The organism is Acinetobacter sp. FDAARGOS_515, assembly GCF_003938865.1.
GTDB classification, from domain to species: Bacteria; Pseudomonadota; Gammaproteobacteria; order Pseudomonadales; family Moraxellaceae; genus Acinetobacter; species Acinetobacter ursingii.
The window spans coordinates 43,244-66,727 of record NZ_RKIX01000003.1; the positions used below are offsets into that span (position 1 = coordinate 43,244).

At 37.4% G+C, this 23,484-nt stretch carries 22 protein-coding genes and 1 pseudogene; 5 read left to right on the top strand and 18 right to left on the bottom strand.

The features are described 5' to 3' along the window. Positions 1-80 precede the first annotated feature (80 nt). The 13 genes from EGS47_RS01805 to EGS47_RS01870 all read right to left on the bottom strand — a co-directional run bounded on the left by EGS47_RS01805 (position 81) and on the right by EGS47_RS01870 (position 14,927). Positions 81-719, bottom strand: a complete 639-nt coding sequence (locus EGS47_RS01805; RefSeq protein WP_005003442.1) for a hypothetical protein — start codon at positions 717-719, stop codon at positions 81-83. A gap of 11 nt (positions 720-730) precedes the next feature. Continuing rightward, positions 731-1,444, bottom strand: a complete 714-nt coding sequence (locus EGS47_RS01810) for a HupE/UreJ family protein (RefSeq protein ID WP_004885567.1) — start codon at positions 1,442-1,444, stop codon at positions 731-733. Between the two features lie 5 nt (positions 1,445-1,449). Then, positions 1,450-1,821 (bottom strand): hypothetical protein, encoded by a 372-nt coding sequence (locus EGS47_RS01815; protein ID WP_004885566.1) that lies wholly within the window; start codon positions 1,819-1,821, stop codon positions 1,450-1,452. A gap of 11 nt (positions 1,822-1,832) precedes the next feature. Continuing rightward, positions 1,833-4,961 carry an efflux RND transporter permease subunit gene (locus EGS47_RS01820; protein ID WP_004885564.1) on the bottom strand — a complete coding sequence of 1,043 codons (3,129 nt, stop codon included), beginning with the start codon at positions 4,959-4,961 and terminating at the stop codon, positions 1,833-1,835. A 14-nt stretch (positions 4,962-4,975) separates the two neighbouring features. Further along, a complete protein-coding gene (locus EGS47_RS01825; RefSeq protein WP_004885562.1) occupies positions 4,976-6,451 on the bottom strand; it encodes an efflux RND transporter periplasmic adaptor subunit in 1,476 nt (491 codons plus the stop codon). A 10-nt stretch (positions 6,452-6,461) separates the two neighbouring features. Next, the gene (locus EGS47_RS01830) at positions 6,462-7,661 is read right to left on the bottom strand and encodes a TolC family protein (RefSeq protein ID WP_004885559.1); all 1,200 of its coding nucleotides are present in this window, start codon (positions 7,659-7,661) and stop codon (positions 6,462-6,464) included. Positions 7,662-7,708: 47 nt separating this feature from the next. Continuing rightward, positions 7,709-8,164, bottom strand: a complete 456-nt coding sequence (locus tag EGS47_RS01835) for a hypothetical protein (protein ID WP_004885556.1) — start codon at positions 8,162-8,164, stop codon at positions 7,709-7,711. Between the two features lie 313 nt (positions 8,165-8,477). Beyond that, positions 8,478-8,780: a hypothetical protein gene (locus tag EGS47_RS01840; RefSeq protein ID WP_004885555.1), complete on the bottom strand. Its 303-nt coding sequence runs from the start codon at positions 8,778-8,780 to the stop codon at positions 8,478-8,480. 115 nt (positions 8,781-8,895) lie between these two features. Further along, the gene (locus EGS47_RS01845) at positions 8,896-9,279 is read right to left on the bottom strand and encodes a hypothetical protein (protein ID WP_004885553.1); all 384 of its coding nucleotides are present in this window, start codon (positions 9,277-9,279) and stop codon (positions 8,896-8,898) included. Positions 9,280-9,307: 28 nt separating this feature from the next. Continuing rightward, complete coding sequence (locus tag EGS47_RS01850) at positions 9,308-10,069, bottom strand: hypothetical protein (RefSeq protein ID WP_004885551.1); 762 nt, start codon at positions 10,067-10,069, stop codon at positions 9,308-9,310. Between the two features lie 23 nt (positions 10,070-10,092). Further along, positions 10,093-11,679 (bottom strand): CAP domain-containing protein, encoded by a 1,587-nt coding sequence (locus tag EGS47_RS01855; RefSeq protein WP_004885549.1) that lies wholly within the window; start codon positions 11,677-11,679, stop codon positions 10,093-10,095. A gap of 27 nt (positions 11,680-11,706) precedes the next feature. Continuing rightward, on the bottom strand, positions 11,707-12,315 hold the full coding sequence (locus tag EGS47_RS01860) for a hypothetical protein (RefSeq protein ID WP_004885548.1): 609 nt from the start codon (positions 12,313-12,315) through the stop codon (positions 11,707-11,709). A 1,479-nt stretch (positions 12,316-13,794) separates the two neighbouring features. Then, positions 13,795-14,927 (bottom strand): IS3 family transposase gene (locus EGS47_RS01870; protein WP_223235881.1). Its coding sequence is split into 2 segments (ribosomal slippage): positions 13,795-14,675 and positions 14,675-14,927, totalling 1,134 coding nucleotides; the frame shifts between segments, so codons are not numbered across the junction. 88 nt (positions 14,928-15,015) lie between these two features. On the opposite strand from EGS47_RS01870, the pseudogene EGS47_RS01875 reads away from it, so the two are divergent. Then, a pseudogene (locus EGS47_RS01875) lies at positions 15,016-15,297 on the top strand (hypothetical protein); the annotation flags it as partial. Beyond that, positions 15,284-16,132, top strand: a complete 849-nt coding sequence (locus EGS47_RS01880; protein WP_004885544.1) for a hypothetical protein — start codon at positions 15,284-15,286, stop codon at positions 16,130-16,132. The pseudogene EGS47_RS01875 and the gene EGS47_RS01880, both read left to right, overlap by 14 nt. 150 nt (positions 16,133-16,282) lie before the next feature. On the opposite strand, the gene EGS47_RS01885 is transcribed toward EGS47_RS01880, so the two are convergent. Beyond that, entirely contained in the window at positions 16,283-17,230 is a 948-nt protein-coding gene (locus EGS47_RS01885) for a MobA/MobL family protein (protein ID WP_004885541.1), read from the bottom strand. 594 nt (positions 17,231-17,824) lie between these two features. Here EGS47_RS01885 and EGS47_RS01890 point away from each other — a divergent pair. After that, the gene (locus tag EGS47_RS01890) at positions 17,825-18,517 is read left to right on the top strand and encodes a hypothetical protein (RefSeq protein ID WP_005003437.1); all 693 of its coding nucleotides are present in this window, start codon (positions 17,825-17,827) and stop codon (positions 18,515-18,517) included. Between the two features lie 285 nt (positions 18,518-18,802). Further along, positions 18,803-19,018 (top strand): hypothetical protein, encoded by a 216-nt coding sequence (locus EGS47_RS01895; protein WP_004828347.1) that lies wholly within the window; start codon positions 18,803-18,805, stop codon positions 19,016-19,018. A gap of 267 nt (positions 19,019-19,285) precedes the next feature. Here EGS47_RS01895 and groL read toward each other — a convergent pair whose 3' ends face one another. Together groL and groES are read right to left on the bottom strand one after the other, a co-directional pair. Next, the gene (groL, locus tag EGS47_RS01900) at positions 19,286-20,920 is read right to left on the bottom strand and encodes a chaperonin GroEL (protein ID WP_104794807.1); all 1,635 of its coding nucleotides are present in this window, start codon (positions 20,918-20,920) and stop codon (positions 19,286-19,288) included. 58 nt (positions 20,921-20,978) lie between these two features. Next, on the bottom strand, positions 20,979-21,269 hold the full coding sequence (gene groES / locus EGS47_RS01905; RefSeq protein ID WP_004939735.1) for a co-chaperone GroES: 291 nt from the start codon (positions 21,267-21,269) through the stop codon (positions 20,979-20,981). Positions 21,270-21,317: 48 nt separating this feature from the next. Here groES and EGS47_RS18335 point away from each other — a divergent pair, with 48 nt between their 5' ends. Continuing rightward, entirely contained in the window at positions 21,318-21,470 is a 153-nt protein-coding gene (locus tag EGS47_RS18335; protein WP_154647390.1) for a hypothetical protein, read from the top strand. Here the strand turns inward: EGS47_RS18335 and EGS47_RS01910 are convergent. Beyond that, positions 21,467-22,228, bottom strand: a complete 762-nt coding sequence (locus tag EGS47_RS01910) for a metallophosphoesterase family protein (RefSeq protein WP_004990178.1) — start codon at positions 22,226-22,228, stop codon at positions 21,467-21,469. The two genes, EGS47_RS18335 and EGS47_RS01910, sit on opposite strands and share 4 nt — an antisense overlap. Continuing rightward, positions 22,209-23,144 carry a diacylglycerol/lipid kinase family protein gene (locus EGS47_RS01915; protein WP_004990181.1) on the bottom strand — a complete coding sequence of 312 codons (936 nt, stop codon included), beginning with the start codon at positions 23,142-23,144 and terminating at the stop codon, positions 22,209-22,211. The genes EGS47_RS01910 and EGS47_RS01915 overlap by 20 nt, the downstream gene beginning before the upstream one ends. Positions 23,145-23,484: the final 340 nt, after the last annotated feature.

Genomic DNA, 23,484 nt, shown 5'->3' on the forward strand with positions numbered 1-23,484 from the left:
CTTATGGATTCCTTTTAGAACCTGACTTCTTTAGCAATTGAATCTCCTTGGAATATTATTCCAAGGAGATTGATCAAAACTTAAAAGACTTTCTTCATTTCACTAAACTGCCCTTCTACAAGTAGAGTTACAGTCACTGGATTTTCAGTACGGTTACGCCAGAACCAACCATGTTTGCCATCAAAAGCTGCCTTTAAGACGCCCTGCTGAGTTGTCTCATTCTTTCCTTTACCATAGCCATGATAGAACCCTTTAGGAGCATTCACTGGATCACCATGAGTATCATAGTTAAGACCGCCTCCTACTGCTTTCCAATCAAAGTTGACACTTGCACTTTGTGGCATTGTCAGTTTCACTTCGGTTGCTTGGCCCGGTTTAAGCTCAATACTAATGCTCTCTTTATTAATAGCAGGCATAATCATTTGAGCATTATCAGCTGCCGTTTGAGTCGAAGTTTCCACTGATATTTGTTCAACACTATTCACTGCCTGTGCAGCATTGATACCATTTTCCGACTCTTCAGCTAGTGATTGTTTGATTTCTCCCATTTTCGTTAAACCAAGCACTTTACCCATACCTGTCGGATCAATTGCATACTCCGCAGGCATGACACAGGTAACTAGCACAACAACAGCACTTACGGCAGCAATTGCTTTTGATTTAATTAACTTTTTTGATGAAGGTAATTCGATATCTTTTGGAATTTCAGCGTTATACATAATTTAGATCCTTATTGAGTAATGAAGCCAGTAAGTTGATAGCCAACAAGTAAAAAACCGAGAAACATGAGGAAGACATTGCTTTGATAAGCTGTTTTAAAGAAATAAGGTGTCTTTCTCCAAAACGTCATTAATAACAAGATGATGCACAGAGCCATAAACTGACCTAATTCAACCCCAATATTGAATGAGATTAAATTTGCCAACAGTCCATCACTCGGAACTTCATATTCCTGAATTTTTACTGCGAGTCCAAAACCATGAATCAGACCAAAAATTAAAGTCGCGATTTTCGTGTTTGGTTGAAAACCAAACCAACGTTGATAAGCCCCCAAGTTATCAAGAGCCTTATAAACAATTGAAAAACCAATGATTGCATCGATGATGTAGGCGTTTATCGAGATGTTGTAATAAACACCTACCAGCATCGTAATCGAATGCCCAAGTGCAAATAGGCTGACGTATAAGCCGATATCTTTCATTCGATATAAAAAGAAGATAATGCCAACAAGAAATAATAGATGGTCATATCCAGTGACCATATGCTTCGCACCCAAATAGATGAATGGAATTACTTGAACGCCATAAATTTCTTGAATATAGCCCTTATCACCTTCTGCTACTCCATGAGCAAAAAGTGTAGGACTTACCAATGTAATGAATAAAGCAAGTAATAGCTTTATGTAAGCACTTAATTTCACAATGTGTGAAGCAATAATTTGCATGTATATCAAACTCCAAAATTTAAAATGAATTGAAAATCCATTAACTTTTTGGGCGGTTTAAAAATACGACTCACCATCAGATAAACATATTCTTTTGACCAATCTAGAATCGATATCCCCTTTAAGAGATGGGCTAAAGCGGTCGATTTAAGTGCGTCATAGCCAACAAAATGTTCATAGTAATTATCTTGGTGACTATGTGAATGTTGTTGACTTATCTCATGATGGTGAGAGTGAATTGCATCAATTGAAACGTGTCTCTGAAATTCATTTACAGTTACATGCTCATTAAAGTGCAAACATAAAGCGAGACTGATCATGCAGACTAGCCACATCATCACAAATTTGCTTTGTTTATCTCGCAATATATTTGTCATTAAAGATGCCCCTAAACAACCTGTTCAGCAGCATCGTTTGATTTTCTTGACCTACCTTGGTTAAACCACACATATAAGGTTGGCAAAATAATCAAAGTCAGTAAGGTTGATGAAATAATCCCACCAATAACGACAGTTGCAATTGGGCGCTGAACTTCAGAGCCAATGCCTACGTTTAAGGCCATCGGAATAAAACCTAATGAAGCGACCAAAGCTGTAATCAACACGGGACGGAGTCTTTCCATTGCACCATGTTTCACTGCATCAATGACACTTTCACCTTGAACTCTAAGTCGCTGAATGGCTGAAACAAGAACCAAACCATTCAGCACAGCAACACCCGATAAGGCAATGAAACCCACAGCCGCAGAAATGGAGAATGGGATATCACGTAGTGCTAAAGCAATCACACCACCTGTTAGTGCAAATGGCACACCTGTGAATACCAAGATACTGTTTCTAACATTACCTAAAGCCATATAGATCATGGCAAAGATCAGAATTAAAGCAATCGGTACTACAACCATAAGACGATTTGAAGCAGATTCCATTTGCTCAAACGTACCGCCCCAAGTCAGCCAATAACCATCTGGTAATTTAAAATCAGCAGTCAGCTTAGATTGTGCTTCTGAAATGTAACTACCAATATCAGTTCCACGAACATTTGCTGTAATGACGATACGACGTTTACCATTTTCGCGAGAAATCTGGTTTGGTCCTTGAACATTTTTTAACTCGATCAATTCTGATAAAAGAACACTCGAACCATCAGCTAAACTCACAGGAATCTGATAAAGCTTCTCTAGGTCTGTTACCGAGTTTTGGTCCATGCGTACCACAATGTCGAACTTTCGATCTCCTTCAAACACCTTACCTGCTGTCTCGCCTGTAATTAGACTAGAAACCTGTTTTTGCACATCCTCTGCATCAAGCCCATAGTTGGCAATCATGTCTTTTTTCAGCTCAACAGAAACCATGGGTAAACCAGACATCTGTTCGACTTTAAGATCAGCAGTACCATTGACTCCCTCTAAAATCTTAGCGGCAGCGTTTGCTGATTCAAGTAACTGTTCCAAATCATCACCATAAATTTTTACGGCAACATCGGTTCTGACACCTGAAATAAGTTCGTTAAAACGCATTTGAATCGGCTGTGTAAACTCATAATTGTTTCCATATACGCCTTTAGATACGCGTTCAATTTCAGCAACAACCGCAGACTTTTCCTTATCAGGATTAGGCCACTGACTACGAGGTTTCAGCATGACAAAGTTATCTGCAACGTTAGGTGGAACAGGATCAGTCGCAATTTCAGCAGTCCCTACTTTGGCAAAAATAGTCTGAACTTCTGGAATTTTCTTAATCTCTTTTTCTAACGTGTATTGCATTTCAATTGCTTGAGTCAACGACGTGCCAGGGATACGCAAAGCATGTAGTGCCACATCTCCCTCATCCAAGGAAGGTATAAACTCTGAACCTAAACGAGTCGAAAGACTTGCACTAAAAACAAAGAAAATAGAGACAAAAGCAATTAGCAAATATCTGTGATTTAAAGACCAATCTAAAATTGGGTTATAAAACCTTTTGATACCATGAACGATTTTTGACTCTTCTTCTTTAATTTCACCGGTAGTGACCAATGCCACCATTGCAGGGACAAACGTAATTGAAAGTATCATTGCTGCCACTAAAGCCATAACCACTGTTGCAGCCATTGGTGTAAACATCTTTCCTTCAACACCAGTCAAAGTCATTACAGGTAGATACACCAAGATAATGATCAATTGACCATAGAGAATCGCTTTGCGGGATTCTTTAGTCGCCTCAAACACAGTCGTAAAGCGTTCTTGCCTTGTTAAAACTCGCCCAAGCTCTTTTTGTTTAATTGCCAACTTTGCTAAGGAAGCCTCAACAATTACAACAGCACCATCTACAATAATCCCGAAATCTAGTGCCCCAAGACTCATAAGGTTTGCACTAATTTTTTGGTTCACCATACCTGTGATTGTCATCAGCATGGATAATGGAATAACTAGAGCTGTAATCAGCGCAGCACGGAAATGACCAAGAAATACAAACAGAACAACGATTACTAGAATCGCACCTTCTAAAAGATTCTTTTTCACCGTCTGTATCGTTGCATCAACCAAAGTTGTACGGTTATAGACCGCTTTTGCTTCTACACCTTCTGGTAATGATTTTTGAACTTGCTGTAGTTTTTGATCAACAGCATGAGCAACATTTCGTGAGTTCTCACCGATAAGCATGAATGCTGTACCCAGTACAATTTCTTGCCCATCTTTAGTTGCGGCACCTGTACGTAATTCGTGACCAATAGATATTTTGGCAACATCTTTCAATCTGAGGATATAACCATTGCTCGTCGTAATCGGGATATTCTGGATTTGCTCAATTGAGTTAATTTGAGAATCAGAACGAATCAAATACTGTTCACCATTTTTCTCAATATACCCCGAGCCTTTATTCATGCTGTTCTTAGAGATAGCCTCTAAAATCGCCTTCTGATCCAGCCCTATGCTACGTAAATAAGCATAATCAGGTTGAACTACAAATTGTTTGAGATAACCACCAATGGTATTGATTTCATTAACACCCTCTACATTTCGAAGCTGAGGTTTAATCACCCAGTCTTGTAAGGTGCGTAATTCCGTTGGTGAAAGTGGATTAGGATTGTTCTTGGCATTTTCAACGGTATACATGAAGATTTCGCCAAGTCCTGTAGAAACAGGCCCCATAGAAGTTGCAATTCCAACGGGAAGATTTGGTGTCACCCCTTGTAGCTTCTCATTCACTAATTGTCGGGCAAAATAAATATCCGTCCCTTCTTTGAAAATTGCCGTCACTTGTGACAGGCCATACCGAGAGACTGATCGGGTATAGTCTAAATTTGGAATACCAGCTAAAGCCGTTTCAATAGGATAAGTCACCTGAGACTCCATCTCCATTGGAGAGAGTCCTTGAGCTTCACTATTAATCTGAACTTGTACATTCGTAATATCGGGAACAGCATCAATTGGTAGCTTAAAATAGTTATAAGCCCCCAATGCACCGACAAATAGGAATACGATGAGTACAAGCCAACGATTCTTAATCGAGAGTTTAACAATCTGATCAAACATATTCGCTACTCCCCTTAATGGTCATGAGTAGCGCCAGATTTACCTAGCTCTGCTTTTAAAAGATATGAATTTCCTGCGGCATAAACCTGTCCTATTCGTAATCCAGATTTAACTTCCACATACCCATTGTATTTATCGCCAAGCTCCAGAGGTCGAGCTTCAAAATCGTTACCAACACGAATGAATACCACGTCCCAATCACGGAAATTCTGTAACGCATCTTCACGTACAACCATTGGCTTTTGACTTTGATTTTCAAAAATTTGAGCCGTGATTAACTGTCCAGAACGCCACTTAAACTGATTTGGTATCTCAATAAATACCTTCGCTGTACGTGTTTTAGTATCGATGACATCACTAATATATTTGATCTTGCCCAATGCCTCTTCTGTGCCTGTCGGACTTTGAGGTTTAACTTTGACTCTGTTTGTAGGGTTTATAGCATTAAGCTTGTCAGCAGGAACATTTACTACCGCCAAGAGTTGCGAAGTATTTGCGATTTTAAAAATAGGGGTTGAAGAGCTTACATTAGATCCAACAGCACCAAGGATTTCTAATATTGTTCCTGACATTGCTGCACGAACTTCAACTGTTCCATTACCTGAACCGCCATAAGAGCTTATTAAGTTATTCAACTCATTTGCACGAGTTTGAGCAGCATCAAAATCTCTCTTTGCAGAAATATAATCAATCTCAGGTGATACACGCTTTTGCCATAATGCTCGTTCTTGTTCCATTTTTTGTCGAGCAAACTGTAGAGTATCCAAAGCAACTTTACGATCCGCATTCAAACGAATTAAATCTTGGCTTTGGACAACAGCAAGTAAGTCTCCTTGACTTACTTTATCCCCAATATTACGGTAGGTTTTTATCAGTGTTCCACTGGCTTTTGGTGCAACAAGGCTTTCAAAATTATCAGGAAACTTCAACTCACCTTTCAGTTCCAAAGCATTTTCAAACATCATTGGTTCAACTTTTAAGAGCTCTAAACCACTGCTCTTAATACTACTGTCTAACATGGTGACACGACCTTCTTTCGTATCCCACTTCCAAGTATGTTTTTTCCCTTGATAATCGACATTTACAACCATTAAAAACGAATGTGGCTCATAGACAATTTCATTTCCAATCAAGTAATCACTCTCTGGTTTAAATTGAATATTTTGCTCAGCATCTAAACGCTTAATGTATATATTCGCTTTTAAGTCTTCAGGTTTAAGCGGCTTGTCATTCAAATACCCATAAACACGGAGGTGTGGTTCCACTCCTTCTTCAAATATCTTAACCTCAGCAGAGAAATCTCCATCTCGATACAACCGACCACCGTGAGGTCCTTTCTCATCTCCAGCTACAGCTACTTTTTCTTCGGCGACCTCACCATGTCCACTCACTTGTGTCTTATTACCGGTTTTATACCAAGCAATAGCACATAAGACGATAAGTAAGGCAACGACACCAGTTGCAATCAATGTATTGGTTTGTTTATTCATATTCTTGCCCTTATTCTTGATCTAAATGAGTAATGTAGTTGCGCTCGACTTCTGCAATTTCTGTCTGCAAAGCCAACCACAAATCGAATCGAGCAAGATGTTTGTCTAGCCAAATTTGCTTGATGTTATTGAACTCAAGTAAAGAGTTTTTCCCTGCTTGGTAACCCATCTCTGCAATTCGCAGGCTTTCATTTGTTGCGGGCAAAACGGTTTGATCATATTGCTTAATCGCATCAATTAAATTGGAAACCTCAATAGATTTGTTTTCCAATTCAATTTTAGAGTTACGACTCAAAAGCATAGACTGTGTTTCTGCTTTCGTATGCTCTGCTTGAGCAATCGCAATATTGCCCTTATTTCGATTAAAGATATTGAGGGGTATTGACGTTGAAACTTGGAAGACTTTGTCATTGGTTTCTTGGTAGTTCCTAACCCCGACTCCCAAAGTAATATCTGGTATTGCTTCTTTGCGGGCCAGTTCAAACTGAGTCTTTTTCAGCTTCGAACTCAGCGTTGCTTCTTGCTCAGACAAACTTATTTTGTTTGTGAAATTAAAGCTTAACGGAACCTCCAATGCATTACTTGGCAGGTTGGAAGTGAACTTAGAACACAGATTTTTCTGGAACTGAATCTTCTTCACTTCATTTTGATGGCGCAATTTCGACTCAGATGAAAGTGCTATGCTTAGCTGAGCATCGGAAGGAATTACTCGCCCGTACTTAAGCCGTTCGGAAAGAACGTTAGCTTGTCTGGCATTCAATTTACTCTCAGAAGAATAAATTTCAGCACGCTGAGTAGCTACATACCAATTCGCCATACAGATTCTTAAATCTGCTTTGAGTTCAGCCTGACGCTTTGCTATTTCGAACTGATTACGATCACCTTGAAAACTCGCAATCTGTTTTCTCAAGGAAAGTTTATTACTAAGAGGAATCTCTTGTGACAGTCCCAATAAGGTTGTTGGGCCATCCAAATCCTTCAGTTTAGAATTACCGAGATTATCCAACTCCACATTGAAAGTCGGATTATTTAATCTACCAGCAAACTTTTGATTAATTTCATAAGCTTGCTCGGACTGCTTTAAGCTATTGAGTACAGCATCACTTGCGATTACCTGCTTTTGTAGTTCAGCATAATTCGTTTCTGCGAATACATTTGCTGCTGTTGCTACAAATCCACAGGTAAGAAATATCTGATATTTTTTAGACATGACTTTACCTATACAAAAAAATTAAAATTAATTTTTGTATAGAAAAATCAATTATGTAGGACGATTAAGTTTTTAGAGTAGGTATAAGAATTACTAAATATTAGAGGGGATCGCCGCTTTAAAAAGGCTCGATAAATAGGCTTTTCAAAAAGCTGGAAAAAGAATAAAACTAGTGGAAGTGCGAAACTCAGAATAAAGACTGGATCTATGCTTAGATCACTATCAGAAGAAATTGGTTTTACTGAATGATGATAAATTGGCTCATCAATGTTCTTCCAGCTATGTGCTTCAGCGTCATGATCAGTAGAGTTTTTAAGAGAATCACTATAATGCTGCAAAGACCAATGACTTGATGCATCATCCTCAACGACAATACTTAACTCATGTTGGTGTTCAATATTCTCAAGTAAGACAGGCGCCCACGCATGAACTCCGGTAATTGTTATCGTAAACAAAAACAGGATAAATGCGAGTATAAGCTTAGACAACCTACTTGAACGCATAGCGATGGAAATACTACTGATTTGCTAACAAAATACTAAAAAGTTTTATTAAAGTAAATCTCTCTCCTCAACATTTGAGAATGAATATGTTCGAAACTATTACCAATATCAGCAAAAGGAGTATGAATAAGCTCAAATCCGATCTATCTAATACTTACCCATTTTTTAGGGCAGCTATTAAGCTAAATTTGAGCTAAGTTTTCTACAGTCGTCAAATCATCCGCTACTGCTAGATAAGTATGTAATTATTAAATTCGGCATTAAGCAAAAAATAAGGGAAAAACTATTCCTTTATTTTTAGATAAAATAAATTTTAGGCAACATCCTCTTTAAAGTACTGATGCTTTCTTTTGGAATTATGCTTCCAGCTTTTAGCTACCTTGTAGACTGAAGATGGAAGATCATCCCATTCTTCTGGCAAACCAGAACCTCGTGCAACACGAAGTTTTAAAGGATAATCCTTATATTCGATCAAATGAAAAAAATAGAAACTACGTTCTGGATATGTACTGAACTTTTTAAAATAAGCATTCCTCATATGGGGATATCGTTTTCGGATACCATCATTAGGATCGATTTTTACAGGGCGCTGGTACTGAAATTTCAGCTTTTGCATATTACCTCCTAGTTTAAATTATCTAGAAGGGATCCTCTGCGTAGTAATTCATGTTTTAAAAACCTCTGGTCAATTATCGCTTTAGCTTTATATATTTAGCCTACCTTAGATCAAGCTATTTAAAATAATAGCCTAGCGTATCGTCTTTTGAATCTCCCCACCCCGTCCATATCTGGGTCAATTTTACATAATGCTGATTAACGCTTTGAACTTTATATAAATAGCTACGTGGTGGAGAAATATTATTCGTTCGTACTTTCTCAATTAGAATAAAGGTCTTGTCATCTAGCCATTTTACTCGAAGTGGTAAAGGATCTTGGCATTGCCCCATTTCGGCATACATTGCTGCGTCCTTACCATTTTTGGCAAAAGATAATCCCGCACATTCGGTATCTGGCAAATCTAAGACCAGACGCTTTCCTACTAGGCTTTCTTTTGCACCAGCACAAGCTAGTGTTGAAAGACTTAAACATAATCCTGCGAATATTAATTTTTTCATTTGATTTGACTCTTTATTTATTTGGAAGTTAAAACACATTGTCAATAAAGCCACACTGTAAAATGTGTTGTGAAGAATTGACTGGGTTGTCATAAAGACTGATAAAAGCAATCATATCATTCAGATAAGAAGTGTCACGTTTATAGGGCTGGCTATAAATATAAATCTGTTTGGGTGTATAGATCTTTTGATTTTGGAAGACTTCGCCATTAAAGACCTTTAAATGTGGATATTGCTGAAAGACTTTTTGGGTTTTACTTCTATTTTGATCATCATGCATAGAAGCTTTATCCCACTGCTGTTTAAAGCTTTTGAATTGCTGCCCTGTATGGCGACTGAATTTAATATTTAATCCGCTCTCAATTTTTTGTTTAGTTGTGGCGATGTCATCTCGACGATAGATCGATGTACTTGCTCCTGCAACACTGACATGCATTGAGGTCTCAATGCGTTGAATCGGATTGCTTTTGTTTCTAGGACGATAGACGGTTGTTTCAGGGCAGTCCTGACAGAAATTTTCATCGTCTGAATCATCGATAATGGTCGTCTTTTGCTTGCTATATTGCTTTTGAAATTGTTTCTGAAGTTTGGCGATCGCTGGTGTTGGTATATCTGCCCTGTCACCCAACGCCAGTTGGTTATTAAAAGATTGTTCATTTTCAGTCCAATCCAGACAGGATAAGCCTTGCTCCAGTGTTAAAGATGAGGCAGAAATAGGTTGAGCCGTCGCGGTGTGTATCATGAGCAGCGAGATACTCGTGACAAGAAATTCTTTAATCATACATCTCATTTTGTTGTTGTCCTTATTTTCGCTTACCGATCATTCACGTTAAACCAGTAGGAATATTCTTTAGGCTGACCATTCACCAAGACATTGCTGAGTTTGACATCGTAGATCACGTTCAATTTCAAATCGTCAAAGTTAAACTGGATATGGTTGGGAACTCCGATATTTTCATAACGGATATTACTGATCTTCTGTTTAGCACCACTACTTCGTTCAGTGACAACAACGTTAGCTTTGGCGTAGTCCACATTGCGATTGGCAAAGAAATTCTTTTGATCGGTTAAAACTGAAATCGAGAGAATTGAACCCGCCATATAATATTTGGCTGGATAGTTGTGGTAGGGATAGGCAATCACACCGAGTGGTGCAGTGGTTGGATTATCGAAGGGATAAACCACTTTGTAGGACGTACCGACCACATAAGGGAATCGGGTATCCTTGAATGATGGTGCATTGACTGAACCATAAGCCGATTTTTTCAAGAATGGATTGAGCATCCAGAGTCGATGTCCTACATCTCCTGCAAACAGATTTAATTTGTCATGCACCATATTGGTAATGCTTTCCGCAGGTGAATAGTCATATTTATTCTGTCTTACCCCCATTTCTAGGCTACTGGTTCTTGCACCCACCGCACCAATATCGGAATAGCAGTTTGTGTTGGCTTCGGGGTAATGGGTCAAGATGTTGTTTGCCGCAAGAACCAGTGCGGTCTGCATCATCTCATCTTCACGGGCATCGTCGTATGTAATACTTGGCAACCCATGCAAGGAGCGAACTGTATTGATTTCACTCAAGAATTCATTTCTAAACTTTGCACTGAGCTTACCCGCATAACAGTTATTAATATTGGGGGCATCACTCATAGATGAAGCCTTAAACACATCAAAGCTGATGGTTTTACTCTCTGCTACCAGTGTTTTGGTATCACCCTCTTGGGTGAGTTTAAGAGTACATACACCCGCCCCAATCCCCTTGAGTTCGCCCTGACTATACGTACAGGTTGATGAAGAAAGGCTGCTAATCGTGACGGGAAGTTTGGCACTGGATTCAGTATCCAGTGAATACACACTATCCGTCAGGATGTATTTGATTTTGAGTGGGGTAATGGTTTGCTCGACCTTAGTTACACAAACATTATTTTCTAGATATTGATCGGCAGCACAAGTCACATTGACGGTCATGCGGCTATTGAGTGGTAGAACTTTTGTTGTACCAGCCTGTGTCAGTGCCAGAGTACACTGTCCAACCTTTAGGGCTTTAAGTTCACTATCATTTACACTACAGATGTTGGGGGTATTACTGCTAAAAGTCACTGCCAGACCTTGATCTGTTTGCAGCGATAATGGATAGCTTTGACCTTGGATCAGGTTACTCAATGAGAATGCCTGAATATTCTGCGGCGCCTTATTTCTACATGTCCCCTCTTCTAGATATTGAGTTTCAGCACAAGTTACAGGCTTAGGATTGGTACTGCCATTATTAGGATTTTCCGTTCCACCACCATTGGATGAACTGGACTCTCCTCCCGAACCACCGCCTCCACAACCGACCATGACTGTACTGATTGCCATCATCAGCACAGATGGCATAAAGGTTTTTGAAATCATCATGATTGACTGCCTTATATTTATATATTGTTATTGATAATGATCAGCCGAAAGGAGTTGACGGATTTCACTGGCCATTTTTGGGCTACGCCAAGGAAACAGCACTTTAAGGCTGTAATCTGGTTTAAATTGATCCCGTGTTCCAATATTGACTTGGAACTCACGTTTCATCGGTGTCCGATGGACTTGTTGGTTAACATGAGTTCCCATCATTGGGTTACTGATCACCGTGGTTGTCGTTCTAAAGCGATCTTCAACCAGATTGTAATGACCCACAGAGGTAATGTAGTCGAAAGGATATTTCACTAGACGTTGATCAGGCTGATCAAACAGGATGATGGTTTTGTCCTGAGAGTTAATCCAGACACCACGGTTTTGATAATTAAAAGTTTCACCCTGACGTTTCAGTTGTTCGGTCATTCCGTCAAAATAGGTATTTCCATATTGATAGAGGTAGTAAATGATCACAAACCAGAATAGGTCAAATCCAAAGAAGATATAGCCGAAAGCACCAAAGGAAAAGATTTTGCCAATGATCAGAAAGATCACAATCGGCAAGACCACACACTTTAAAAATAGCTTGGATTTCTGAGGACGGTTTTCGATTGGAATGATTTTAGGTTTGGTTAATTCAGTCATGGTTGTTCCCCGCATGTTCAATGCAATTCACAATCACCAGCAGATATAAATATAAAAAGGTCTATTTTTTTTATAGGCATGATTTAGCCATCCACCGTTGGATTGTTCTTGTTAAAAGTTTTTAATACAGCCTAAAAATTAAATTAGCCGTATAGTCCTCGTTGAAAAGCACAACAAGGTTGAACAGGTGGCGTGGCACAAATGAGAAAAGATAGATACAGCATGAGAAGCTCCTTGTGTTAAAGAAGTTCTACCAATTACTGTCAAATAATGGTGGCAGAACGAGAGCGGGTTGACAGACTGGAACACAAGAATCCAGCACGTCCGAAGACGTCCCCCTCCCGTTCCACCGCAGAGGGGCACGAGGGGATAAACACTAAAGGACAAGTCCCTTAATGTTCTTGTGTTGGACGGTCTGTCAAAACCGACTGGCAATGTAGGCCAGCGAGCCCATATTAATTTTATCCAGCGCTTTAGTCAATTTTAGCAATACTAAAATCTGGACAATCAGTTTGGAATAAACGCATTTAATCTAAGTTGTTGATTTTTCGCATTAGACCAAATTAAACCAAACGATTAGCTTATTTTGATTTTATGGATGGGTCTAAAATGAACTTTTCTTCTTTAGTAAAATAAAACAATAAAATAAATCAATAAATTTCCCAATCACACCTTTAAATATTTGGCTGATTGAAATGAGTTTAGTCATGTAAGTTATGATTCAGAATAGACTTATCATTTTATGAACTTATTCAATACATCTAAGGGTAGTATTCTGATTCAACCCATTCATATTAGAAAAGATTAGTGAAAGCCTTAAACATTGTTGAGGCACTGACAAATCGATCATGAATTCAGCTCATGATTAACAGCAGTCACTCTAAGTTTTATGACTTAAACACATATAAGACCTATTCAGATGAGTCCTCAAAGCAAGAAAAACAACAAACATTGAACAATGACCATCGTTCATAAACACTTCTGAAAACAGTTTCCTAGCCGTCAGCAATCCAAAATATCTTCAGGTTAATCAATAAATTATTTAATGTTAAAATATGTAAAAACATCAAATTGAATCGTTGACAGGTTAAGGTATACCCAGTTAAGCTAATCTTACACAGCAAAATCTGTGTACAGGCGTGAGAACCTGTTATATTCTACAAGCGCAAATTAATGTCGCTTATGCGGCTATTTTTTTGTCTACTGTTTAGCAGTCGTTATGGCAGCTTGACAGGGCAGCTTTTGGCTGGCCGTACCTTGTAGAACGGTATTCTCACCCCTGTTTTGCTGCCACCATTACCGTGAGAAGTAATGGAGGTAAGTATTAAAACTTATCTACAAGGAAACGACTATGAACGCAATTCTTCATGGTGCAAACACTTGCACAGCTAAAAAACTAACTGCTCAACTGATTGTTGAGAGGTGGTCCCACATGTTTGAACAACTAAAAGCTTATTTATAAGTGATACTCTGCTCTAGTTAAGCTACCTTATTTTGTTGTGGTAGCTGGTCATAGTAAAACTCATCTGGAGTCATTTTGTCCAGACTCGAATGAGGTCGTTTCAAATTATAAAATTCAAAATATGCGTTTAATTGCTTCTTCGCATCCAAAACATTGCTGTAGGCTTTGAGATACACCTCTTCATATTTAACGCTCCGCCATAATCGTTCAACCATCACATTATCAACCCATCGACCTTTACCATCCATACTGATTTGAATGCCATTTGATTTCAATACATCAATAAATGCATCACTGGTAAACTGACTGCCTTGGTCTGTATTAAATATTTCAGGTCGACCATATTTTTCAATAGCTTCATTTAATGTTTCTATGCAAAATGTAACCTCCATACTAATCGATACTCTATGCGCAAGTACCTTGCGGCTATGCCAATCAATCACAGCACATAAATAAACAAAGCCTTTTGCCATAGGGATATACGTTATATCCGTAGACCACACTTGATTACTGCGCTGAATAGCCAATCCTTTGAGCAGATATGGATATTTGCGGTGAGCTTGATTAGCCTGGCTTAAATTTGGTTTGCAATATAACGCATTAATGCCCATTTTCTTCATTAAAGTACGTGTATGACGTCGTCCTATATGATGTCCTTGACGATTCAACAAATCACGCATCATCCGGCTACCTGCAAAAGGGTATTGCATATGTAACTCATCCATACACCGCATTAGCTTCAGATCTGATGCACTCACAGGTTTTGGGCGATAGTAATAACAACCACGGGAGACTTTCAGCAGCTGAGCTTGCTTAGATACTGAAATCTGAAGTGAGTCATCGATTAACTTTTGTGGTTGAAGCGGCCCAGTTTCTTCAACACACCTTCTAAAAAATCAATTTCTAATGCCTGCTCACCGATTTTTGCATGTAGTTTTTTTAGATCGATGGGTGGTTCTGTTGGAGCTTTTGATTGATCGAAAGCTTGCGAGGAAGCTGAAATCAGTTGATTTTTCCAGTCGATAATTTGGTTTTGATGAACATCAAATTCAGCACTCAATTCAGCAAGTGTTTTTTCTGCTTTAATCGCAGCAAGTGCTACCTTAGCTTTAAAATCATTTGAATGATTTCTTCTTGGTCTACGTGCCATAAAATACTCCATATATTGATGTTTATAACATCATTTGGGGAGCAAAATATCACTTATAAGTGTTGTTCAAATTTCCTGATCCACCTCTGTTGAACTAGGTGAAACAATTTCAAATCCGCAGCGTCAAACGCTGGCCAATCTTTATATTGCAGTTGATACCGCAAATTCCTTACTTAATGAGCTTGAACAAGCACATCAAATCATTCGTCAGTGTATGCGTGAGATGGATGATGAACAAATTCTTGAAGTTGCAAAGCTCAATCAAAATAATAACCTCTCCTCTCTCTGGGCATTCCGCACACATCAACGTCAAAAGATGATTGAACGTGCACAGCGTGTACTGCTTGGAGCTGGTTATGCCCAAAGCTAATAAGAACAATCTCCTGATTTCAGGAGACTATCCTTTGATCGCTTCGCCAACGCTTGCAAAAGCGTTTGGCGTGGCTGCCGCTCATTTGCTACAGAAACTGCATTACTGTTTAGAAAATAACGAGGGCAAAACTTATAATGGTAAAAAATACTGGTTTCACAGCTATGAGCAATGGCAAACCACACTTGGCGTGTATAGCATATCAACGATTAAAAGAATCGTAGCTAAGTTAAAGCAGGCTGGAATTTTAATCATTGAAAAATTGGCACAGAATAAATGGCTACAAACCAATTTTTATACGATTAACTATAAAAAGTTAAAACAACTCATTAGCTCGAATGACAAGCAAAGAAATCAACCTAACGAGGTAGTTACAACTTCTGATCCAGTAGTAATCACACCATCCTTGGCGAAGCCTGCTCAAGCCGCGCAACCCTCTGTATTAATAAAGTCAATTCAACAGGCATTTCAAAATATCAAGGTTAAATCAAATACAGTTGAACCCTCATTAAAAGTGGCAAAAGAATCCCGTCTACGCCCCAACTTTGTAACGCCTGAATCTTATTCAGTAAAGGGATTAAGCCAACCACTCCACCCTCCTGCATCAAAGGAAATATTAAAAAATATGGCAATGAATTACCGCCATTTTTATCAGGCACTGCGACAGCAACGTGTAGATATTGCTTATGATGATCAACGTATTCAACAACTATTAAAATATCAAAAGCGAATTCTTCAACATATTGTATATATCAAACAGACATTTGCGGGACAAGAGCGTTACCAATGGCACACGGTTGAGCAATTGCAAATGGAAAATTATTTAAAGAAGTAGGTCAAATCGTACTAAGACCAATTTCAAATGATTCATCTATTAAAGTCCATAGATGGATCATTTGATTAAATCAAAGGTTGAACAAAGACTGATTAAATCCATTGAACTGGCTCATCAGAGATAACAAACTTTGGGTTTTTCATCTATATATTAAAACTCAAAATCTAGATTTTTCGATTGATCAAGATGATGTGTATTTTCCTTTTCCTGTTCACGTTTTTTAGATAATTCTAACTCATACTCTTTTTTATAGAGTTCACACAGGTTATGTTGACGAATTTCCCGAATCTCCTTTCTATAATTTGCCACCTCATCTTGATCTTCAGGGTTAGTGCTATACAATAATTCCCTAGGAACTTGAGTAACATCCATTAATTTAGTTCCATATTTTTTATTATAATCTTCATTAGATAAACATGACACCGCACTACTCACTTCTAATTGAATACCATAGATTTCTACAATCTTGGTTGGCGCATATTTTTCTAAAAATTCATTTATTATTTCTTCAGTTTTTGTTCGATAGTGAAATAATATATTACGACGAAATCCGAGCACATCCGCAGTAATTTTTAATGCACCACCTTTTTCAGGATTTTTTTGACGATATTGTTTAAAGAACTGCTCAGGTAAACGTTGTATATTATCCAGCATACTTTTTTCAGAAAATAATAAATGTAAATGTGGTTGTTCTGACTGTCCATCTAGCGCAGCTACATGATTATGAATTGCAATTGTACATGGCATTTTATATTGACCACAAAATTCATGCATTAACATTTCAGACAATTCAATACGGCGATTTTTATCCAATTCTTTTGGCAAAGCGATTGTAATATGTGATGACGTTCGTCGGGTCACACTTGTATATTGATCTGCCGCATACCAAAACTGATCGGGATGATTATCGACCCAAGCTGGCATATGATATGAAGCACAATATTCAAGCTCTTCAATCTCACTTTTATGCTTAGAAAAATATAAGGTGCGAGTAATATAGTGATAGGCACTTTTTGATAGTCGATACTTTGAATGACCGTCACTCAATTTTATTTGACTATTACCTTTAACGTTATGACTTAAATGAAAATAATACATTTTTACTTCCGATATTAATTTAACTGGAATATCGGATCCTACAAAATTTTAAAATTTCATGATTCGTTTCGTGAAGAAAAATGAAAAAAACTTAAATTTAGATCAAAAAATACACATTCAATAAAACTGCATGAGTAACAAAACCTAAAAATAAGAGTAACAGGCTGAAAAAGTTAAAAAATATCAATTTTTATCAATAAAAACAGATATATAGGCTATTCATAAAAAACGTGTAACAGCTTAACTAAATAAGAGTAACACTTAATAAAAATATGAGTAACACCAATTAAAAATAAGAGTAACACCCTATAACCATTAAAAATCATAGACTTAAAAATTAACAGGGCTGCGCAGCACGAGAAGAAGTGTCTTTTAAATGAAAGCGAAGCGAAATTTAAAAGACACGGATACGAGATATAAAAAATCTTTTTTGCATTCGCAAAAAAGATTTTTTATCTGTCCCACTATTAACAGCCATAAATTAACAGCTCAAATTAACAGAAGAGTAGTATTTTTTGAAAACCTCAACTTATGACGATTTTTTTTTAGACTCTGTGATATACCAACATTTTCTTAAGTGCAGATGGTTTAAAAATGGCTAGAGCTAGATTAACAGTAGATGAAATTACTTTAAGAGTTGAAAAAAATTTAAAACAGATAGCAAGACGTACTCATTCAGATGAGTTGGTACTTCAATTAATTCAATCTAAACCTGTAAATCAATTTACCGAAGAAGATATAATAAAATTAAAAAATAAATATCACAAAGTTTTAGAATTACAAAAACTTGAAAAGTTAATTGACTCTATCTGCTCAATCAAAAAAAGTGATCGCTCTGATATTGAAAAGGACATTGTTGATTTTAGTGGATATGAAGACCTTTCCTCTCAGACTGATGAAAGATTAAAAATAGCATTAAGGATGCTAAAAAATTATAATAAAAAAATTCCCGATGAAATTAAACAAAAAGCACACCATGAAATTAAAAAATCTTTGAATAATTCGTATAAGCAAAGAGATCAGAAGATAAAAAATAGGAAGAAAGAGAATCATGAGAAGTTTTTTCTTGGCAGTGTGCTTATATCATTTTTAAAATCTAAAGATGTTGAAATGAATTATCTTGATATTACACTTAAGATGATAGAGCTTTATCAGACTAAAAATTATTTTAGCAGAAAAGTATTTTCAGAATATGAAATAAATGAATTTAAATTTTCAGAACAAGGTAGAAAATTTAACGATAAGAAAAACGCGATTTTATCTGATCCTAAAAATCCTTTTAAATAAAAATATAGATTAAAAGAAAATGCAGTATACGTTTATCTCATTTATTTTAAATGAGCTGAGTAGTCAACGTTGTTATTACTGACAACTAACAAAAGATTATTTACTGATATAATAAAAAAATAAGTCTTTTTTTTATTTTTTTAAACATATCTCATCTTTTTTATTTTCTGCATATATCTCATCTTTTTTTGGTTTTTTTCCATATATCTCATCTTTTTTTTTTATATTTTGATAGCCTTTATTTTAAGAGGTTTTCTCTTAAAACTTTATTGAAGGAGATATTTAATGGCTGTATCTATAGACCTAACTAATACCGAACGTCGAGTATCTACTGCCGAATTCGCTTTGCGCATGAATATTTCAGAAAAGGAGCTATATGATCGAATTAAAACTGGTCGCGTGACAAGACCAATCAAAGATGGACGTAAAAATTACTGGCTTAATAGCTATGTCCTTTCCTGTATTATTCATGAGGAAAACTCCACTCTTACGTCAGAATGAAATAGCTGTTGTTCTAAGTCAAAAACGCCTGATTTTTCTCAGGCGTATTTTTTCAATATTTTCATTCATCCAATAGTTAAATTCTTATCTAATATGATGACTTTAGTTTTTAAGAGATCTAGTAGATCTATAAAATTAAAAAGGTCACAAATAAAATTTGTGACCTTTTTTGTAACAAACTTGAATGTGAGTAACATTATGAGTAAGCTTAATAAATACTGCTTAAATATTATTAAATTACAATAACTTAAACAACATGTGCGCGGTTTACATCATACCGCCCATACCACCCATGCCGCCCATATCTGGCATAGCTGGTTTGTCTTCTGGAATATCAGTAATCATCGCTTCAGTGGTCAACATTAAACCTGCAACAGAAGCTGCATGCTCAAGCGCAGAACGTGTTACTTTCGCTGGATCAAGAATACCCATTTCAAGCATGTCGCCATATACACCTGTCGCAGCGTTGTAACCATAGTTACCTTCGCCCGCTTTCACAGCATTGATCACGACTGAAGGTTCATCACCCGCGTTTGATACGATTTGACGAAGTGGTGCTTCAATTGCACGGCGTAAAATATTGATACCCACAGTTTGGTCATCATTGGCGCCTTTTAAACCGTCGAGTGCATTTACAGCACGTACCAGTGCAACACCACCACCAGCAACCACACCTTCTTCAACCGCAGCACGCGTTGCATGAAGCGCATCGTCAACACGGTCTTTCTTCTCTTTCATTTCAACTTCAGTTGCTGCACCAATTTTGATGACTGCAACACCGCCTGCTAATTTAGCAACGCGCTCTTGAAGTTTTTCTTTGTCGTATTCAGAGGTTGACTCTTCGATTTGAGCACGGATCTGTTGAACACGCTCAGCAATCGCATTGGCATCACCAGCACCATCGACAATCACTGTATTTTCTTTAGAAACTGTGATTTTATGCGCTGTACCTAAATCTTGAAGAGAAGCTTGTTCAAGTGACATGCCTACTTCTTCTGAAATCACTGTTGCGCCAGTCAAGATCGCGATGTCTTGAAGCATTGCTTTACGACGATCACCAAAACCAGGTGCTTTAACTGCACATACTTTGATGATACCGCGCATGTTGTTCACAACAAGTGTAGCAAGCGCTTCGCCTTCAACATCTTCAGCAATAATAAGAAGTGGCTTACCAGTTTTTGCAACCGCTTCTAAAACTGTAATCAATTCACGGATATTGCTGATTTTTTTATCAACAAGAAGAATGAACGGATTTTCAAGTTCAGCAGTTAAAGTATCTTGCTTGTTTGCGAAATATGGTGAGATATAACCGCGGTCAAACTGCATACCTTCTACAACATCAAGCGCATCTTCAAAGCCTGAACCTTCTTCAACGGTAATCACGCCTTCTTTACCCACGCGTTCCATTGCTTGAGCGATCAATTTACCCACAGTTTCGTCAGAGTTTGCAGAAATTGAACCGACTTGCTCAATCGCTTTAAAGTCATCAGCAGGTTTCGCTGTTGCACGAATATTTTCTACAACTGCTTTCACCGCGATATCGATACCACGTTTAAGATCCATTGGGTTCATACCAGCAGTCACTGATTTGATCCCTTCGTTTAAGATCGCCTGAGCCAGTACAGTCGCAGTTGTCGTACCGTCACCTGCAATATCATTGGTTTTGCTTGATACTTCACGTACAAGCTGCGCACCCATGTTTTCAAACTTATCTTTTAGCGTGATTTCTTTGGCAACCGTCACACCATCTTTAGTGATATGCGGTGCACCAAAAGAACGATCAATCACGACATTACGACCTTTAGGGCCTAAAGTCACTTTCACTGCATCTGCAAGAACATTGACACCTGCGATCATTTTTGAACGCGCTGAATCACCGAATTTAACGTCTTTAGCTGACATTATTTACTCCAAATTTTATATATGCTTGATCTGATTTATCAATGAGTTAAGTAAAAATTTAGCCTTCAAGTACAGCTAAAATGTCAGATTCTTTCATAATTAAGAATTCATCACCATTTACTTTGACAGTAGTACCTGCATAAGTACCAAATAACACTTTATCACCCACTTTAACGTCTAGTGCACGAACGCCGTTGTCGGTGATTTGACCATTACCAACTGCAATTACTTCACCTTGAGCAGGCTTTTCAGCAGCAGAACCTGGCAATAAAATTCCGCCAGCCGTTTTTGTTTCTTCTTCAACACGACGAATTACTACACGGTCATGTAATGGACGAATGTTGCTCATAAATAACTCCATCAGACTAAGTCTATGATTTGATAAATGATGCTTACCATGATTATTGCTTTAGCAAGCACCAAAATGAATTTGATGACACTTTTGTGGGGATGGAAAAAAACGCTTCAAGGGGAAAAATCAAAAAAAATGCTATTTTTTGTGTCTTTTTTAAACACTCAAACACTTTGCTTGTTTTTAGCTTCAGATTAATTGTGCAAAACAAAGGATTTTGTCCTTTCATCGAACCAAAAGTGCTGAATCAGTCCATCATTTGAAATTGTATTAAAACTATTCGGCAAGCCTTTATGTAAACGATAAGAGGTCGCTGTGCCCGCATGAATATCATAAACAGGATGATCAATTTTCAAATTATAGATTTGAGTTAAGTTATAGACCGCAGTTTTATGTAAATGCCCATGCAATACCCCAAATAGACCACTTCGACTCCAATTCTCAAGTGCCATTCTTCCTAGTACTGGACAATCTTTTATTCCATGTGGATCATCTGGAGAAGTATAAAAAGGTTGATGTAATACCACCAGTTTCAACTTATCATCAGGCGCGTGTTTTAAGGTTTCATTGGTTCTCTGAATTTGCTCCAGTGAAATATATCCCCGCGTATGGTAACGCCGACGAATACTATTCACTCCAACAATAAAAAAATGTTCAGTTTGCAAAGTTGGCTCTAATTCACCAAAAAAGAACTGATAACGTGCAAATGGAGAAAAAAAACGATTCCATAAATTATACAAAGAAATATCATGATTCCCTGGCACCACAATATAGGGAATTTTAAGAGAATCCAAAAACTGCCGACAATTGTAAAACTGAATAAATTTTGCACGTTGGGTTAAGTCCCCACTCACCACAATCAGTTCAGGTTGATGTTCCTGACAAAATTTTTCGATTGCAATCAGACATTCTGGCTTTTCCGTACCAAAATGCAAATCAGACAGATGAAGTAGCATCGACAGGCACCATGATACTTAATGCATTTTTTGCCACAGCAAGTGTCAAAGGCGTCTTCAACTCTTCGATTTCGCCATCTACAGCAACCGTTAAAGTTTTACTTTTTGAATCAACCACTACCTGATCAGCAGCAAAACTATAGACATCTTTGGCATGTTCGAGATCCCCTTTGATCAATTGAAATAACATGCGAAATAAACTCAATTTATCGCTTTTGGCGACCACAATACCTGCCACATGACCTTCTTCAGCACATTCAGCAATATTTAGATTCATTTCTTGTAATTGCAATTTATTATTGCCAAAAAAGACCAGCGATGTTTTAACAGGATAAACTTGCCCATCAACAGTTAATGAAAGTTTTAATTCTTTATGATCACGAATTAAGACATCAAGCCCCGATGTATATGCATTTAAAGTATGTCGACCCAAACGTTGATTATATTGCTCTCGTTTTTGAATAAATAAAGGATAGAGACCCAAGCTGGCATTATTTAAATAAATTCTGTCGTTGATCGTTCCCAAGTGAACATTTTTAGGTGTTCCCGTTGCAATCACCTCAGCCGCTTGAAGCAAATCTTGGGGGATATTTAAAACGCGCGCCACATAGTTAAACGTGCCTAAAGGCAAAATCCCCATCGGAATATCTGTGTATTTGAGCTTAGAAGCCACTGCATTTAATGTCCCATCCCCACCTGCTGCAACCACCACACCATGATCATCGCCATGATGACGCACAAGAACTTGCTGCATAAAATCGTCGAAATTATCCTCAACACTCAATTCAAAGACCTGAATCTCAAAATCATGCTGCGTAAAAATCGTCATGATTTGCTCATATACGCCTTCTTTATTGGATGCATGGAATCCAGATTTTTCATTATAAATAAGGGATAAAGGTCGAAGTGTTGGCATATTTATCGTTCTAAGCTGATGATTTATCCTATTTTTGTCCAAGAATTAGACAAATAAAATACGCTTTATGTAAAATTTAAATGATGATCATTTATTTAATCGATAATTGTTCTCAAATTTATTTTAGAATCAAGACTTTGTTTTTTATAAACATTTAATTAAAAAATAACATATATTACATATCTTAATACATATATTTAATGCCTCATAATTATATTAAATTAATGATTTATATAGAGTTAAACTATTTTTCGACCTACTACTCTAATTTAGTCTTTAGTCTTATTTTTTTTGTCATTTTATGCTTTAATAGCGCCACTTTTTTTTACTTCATCTACTT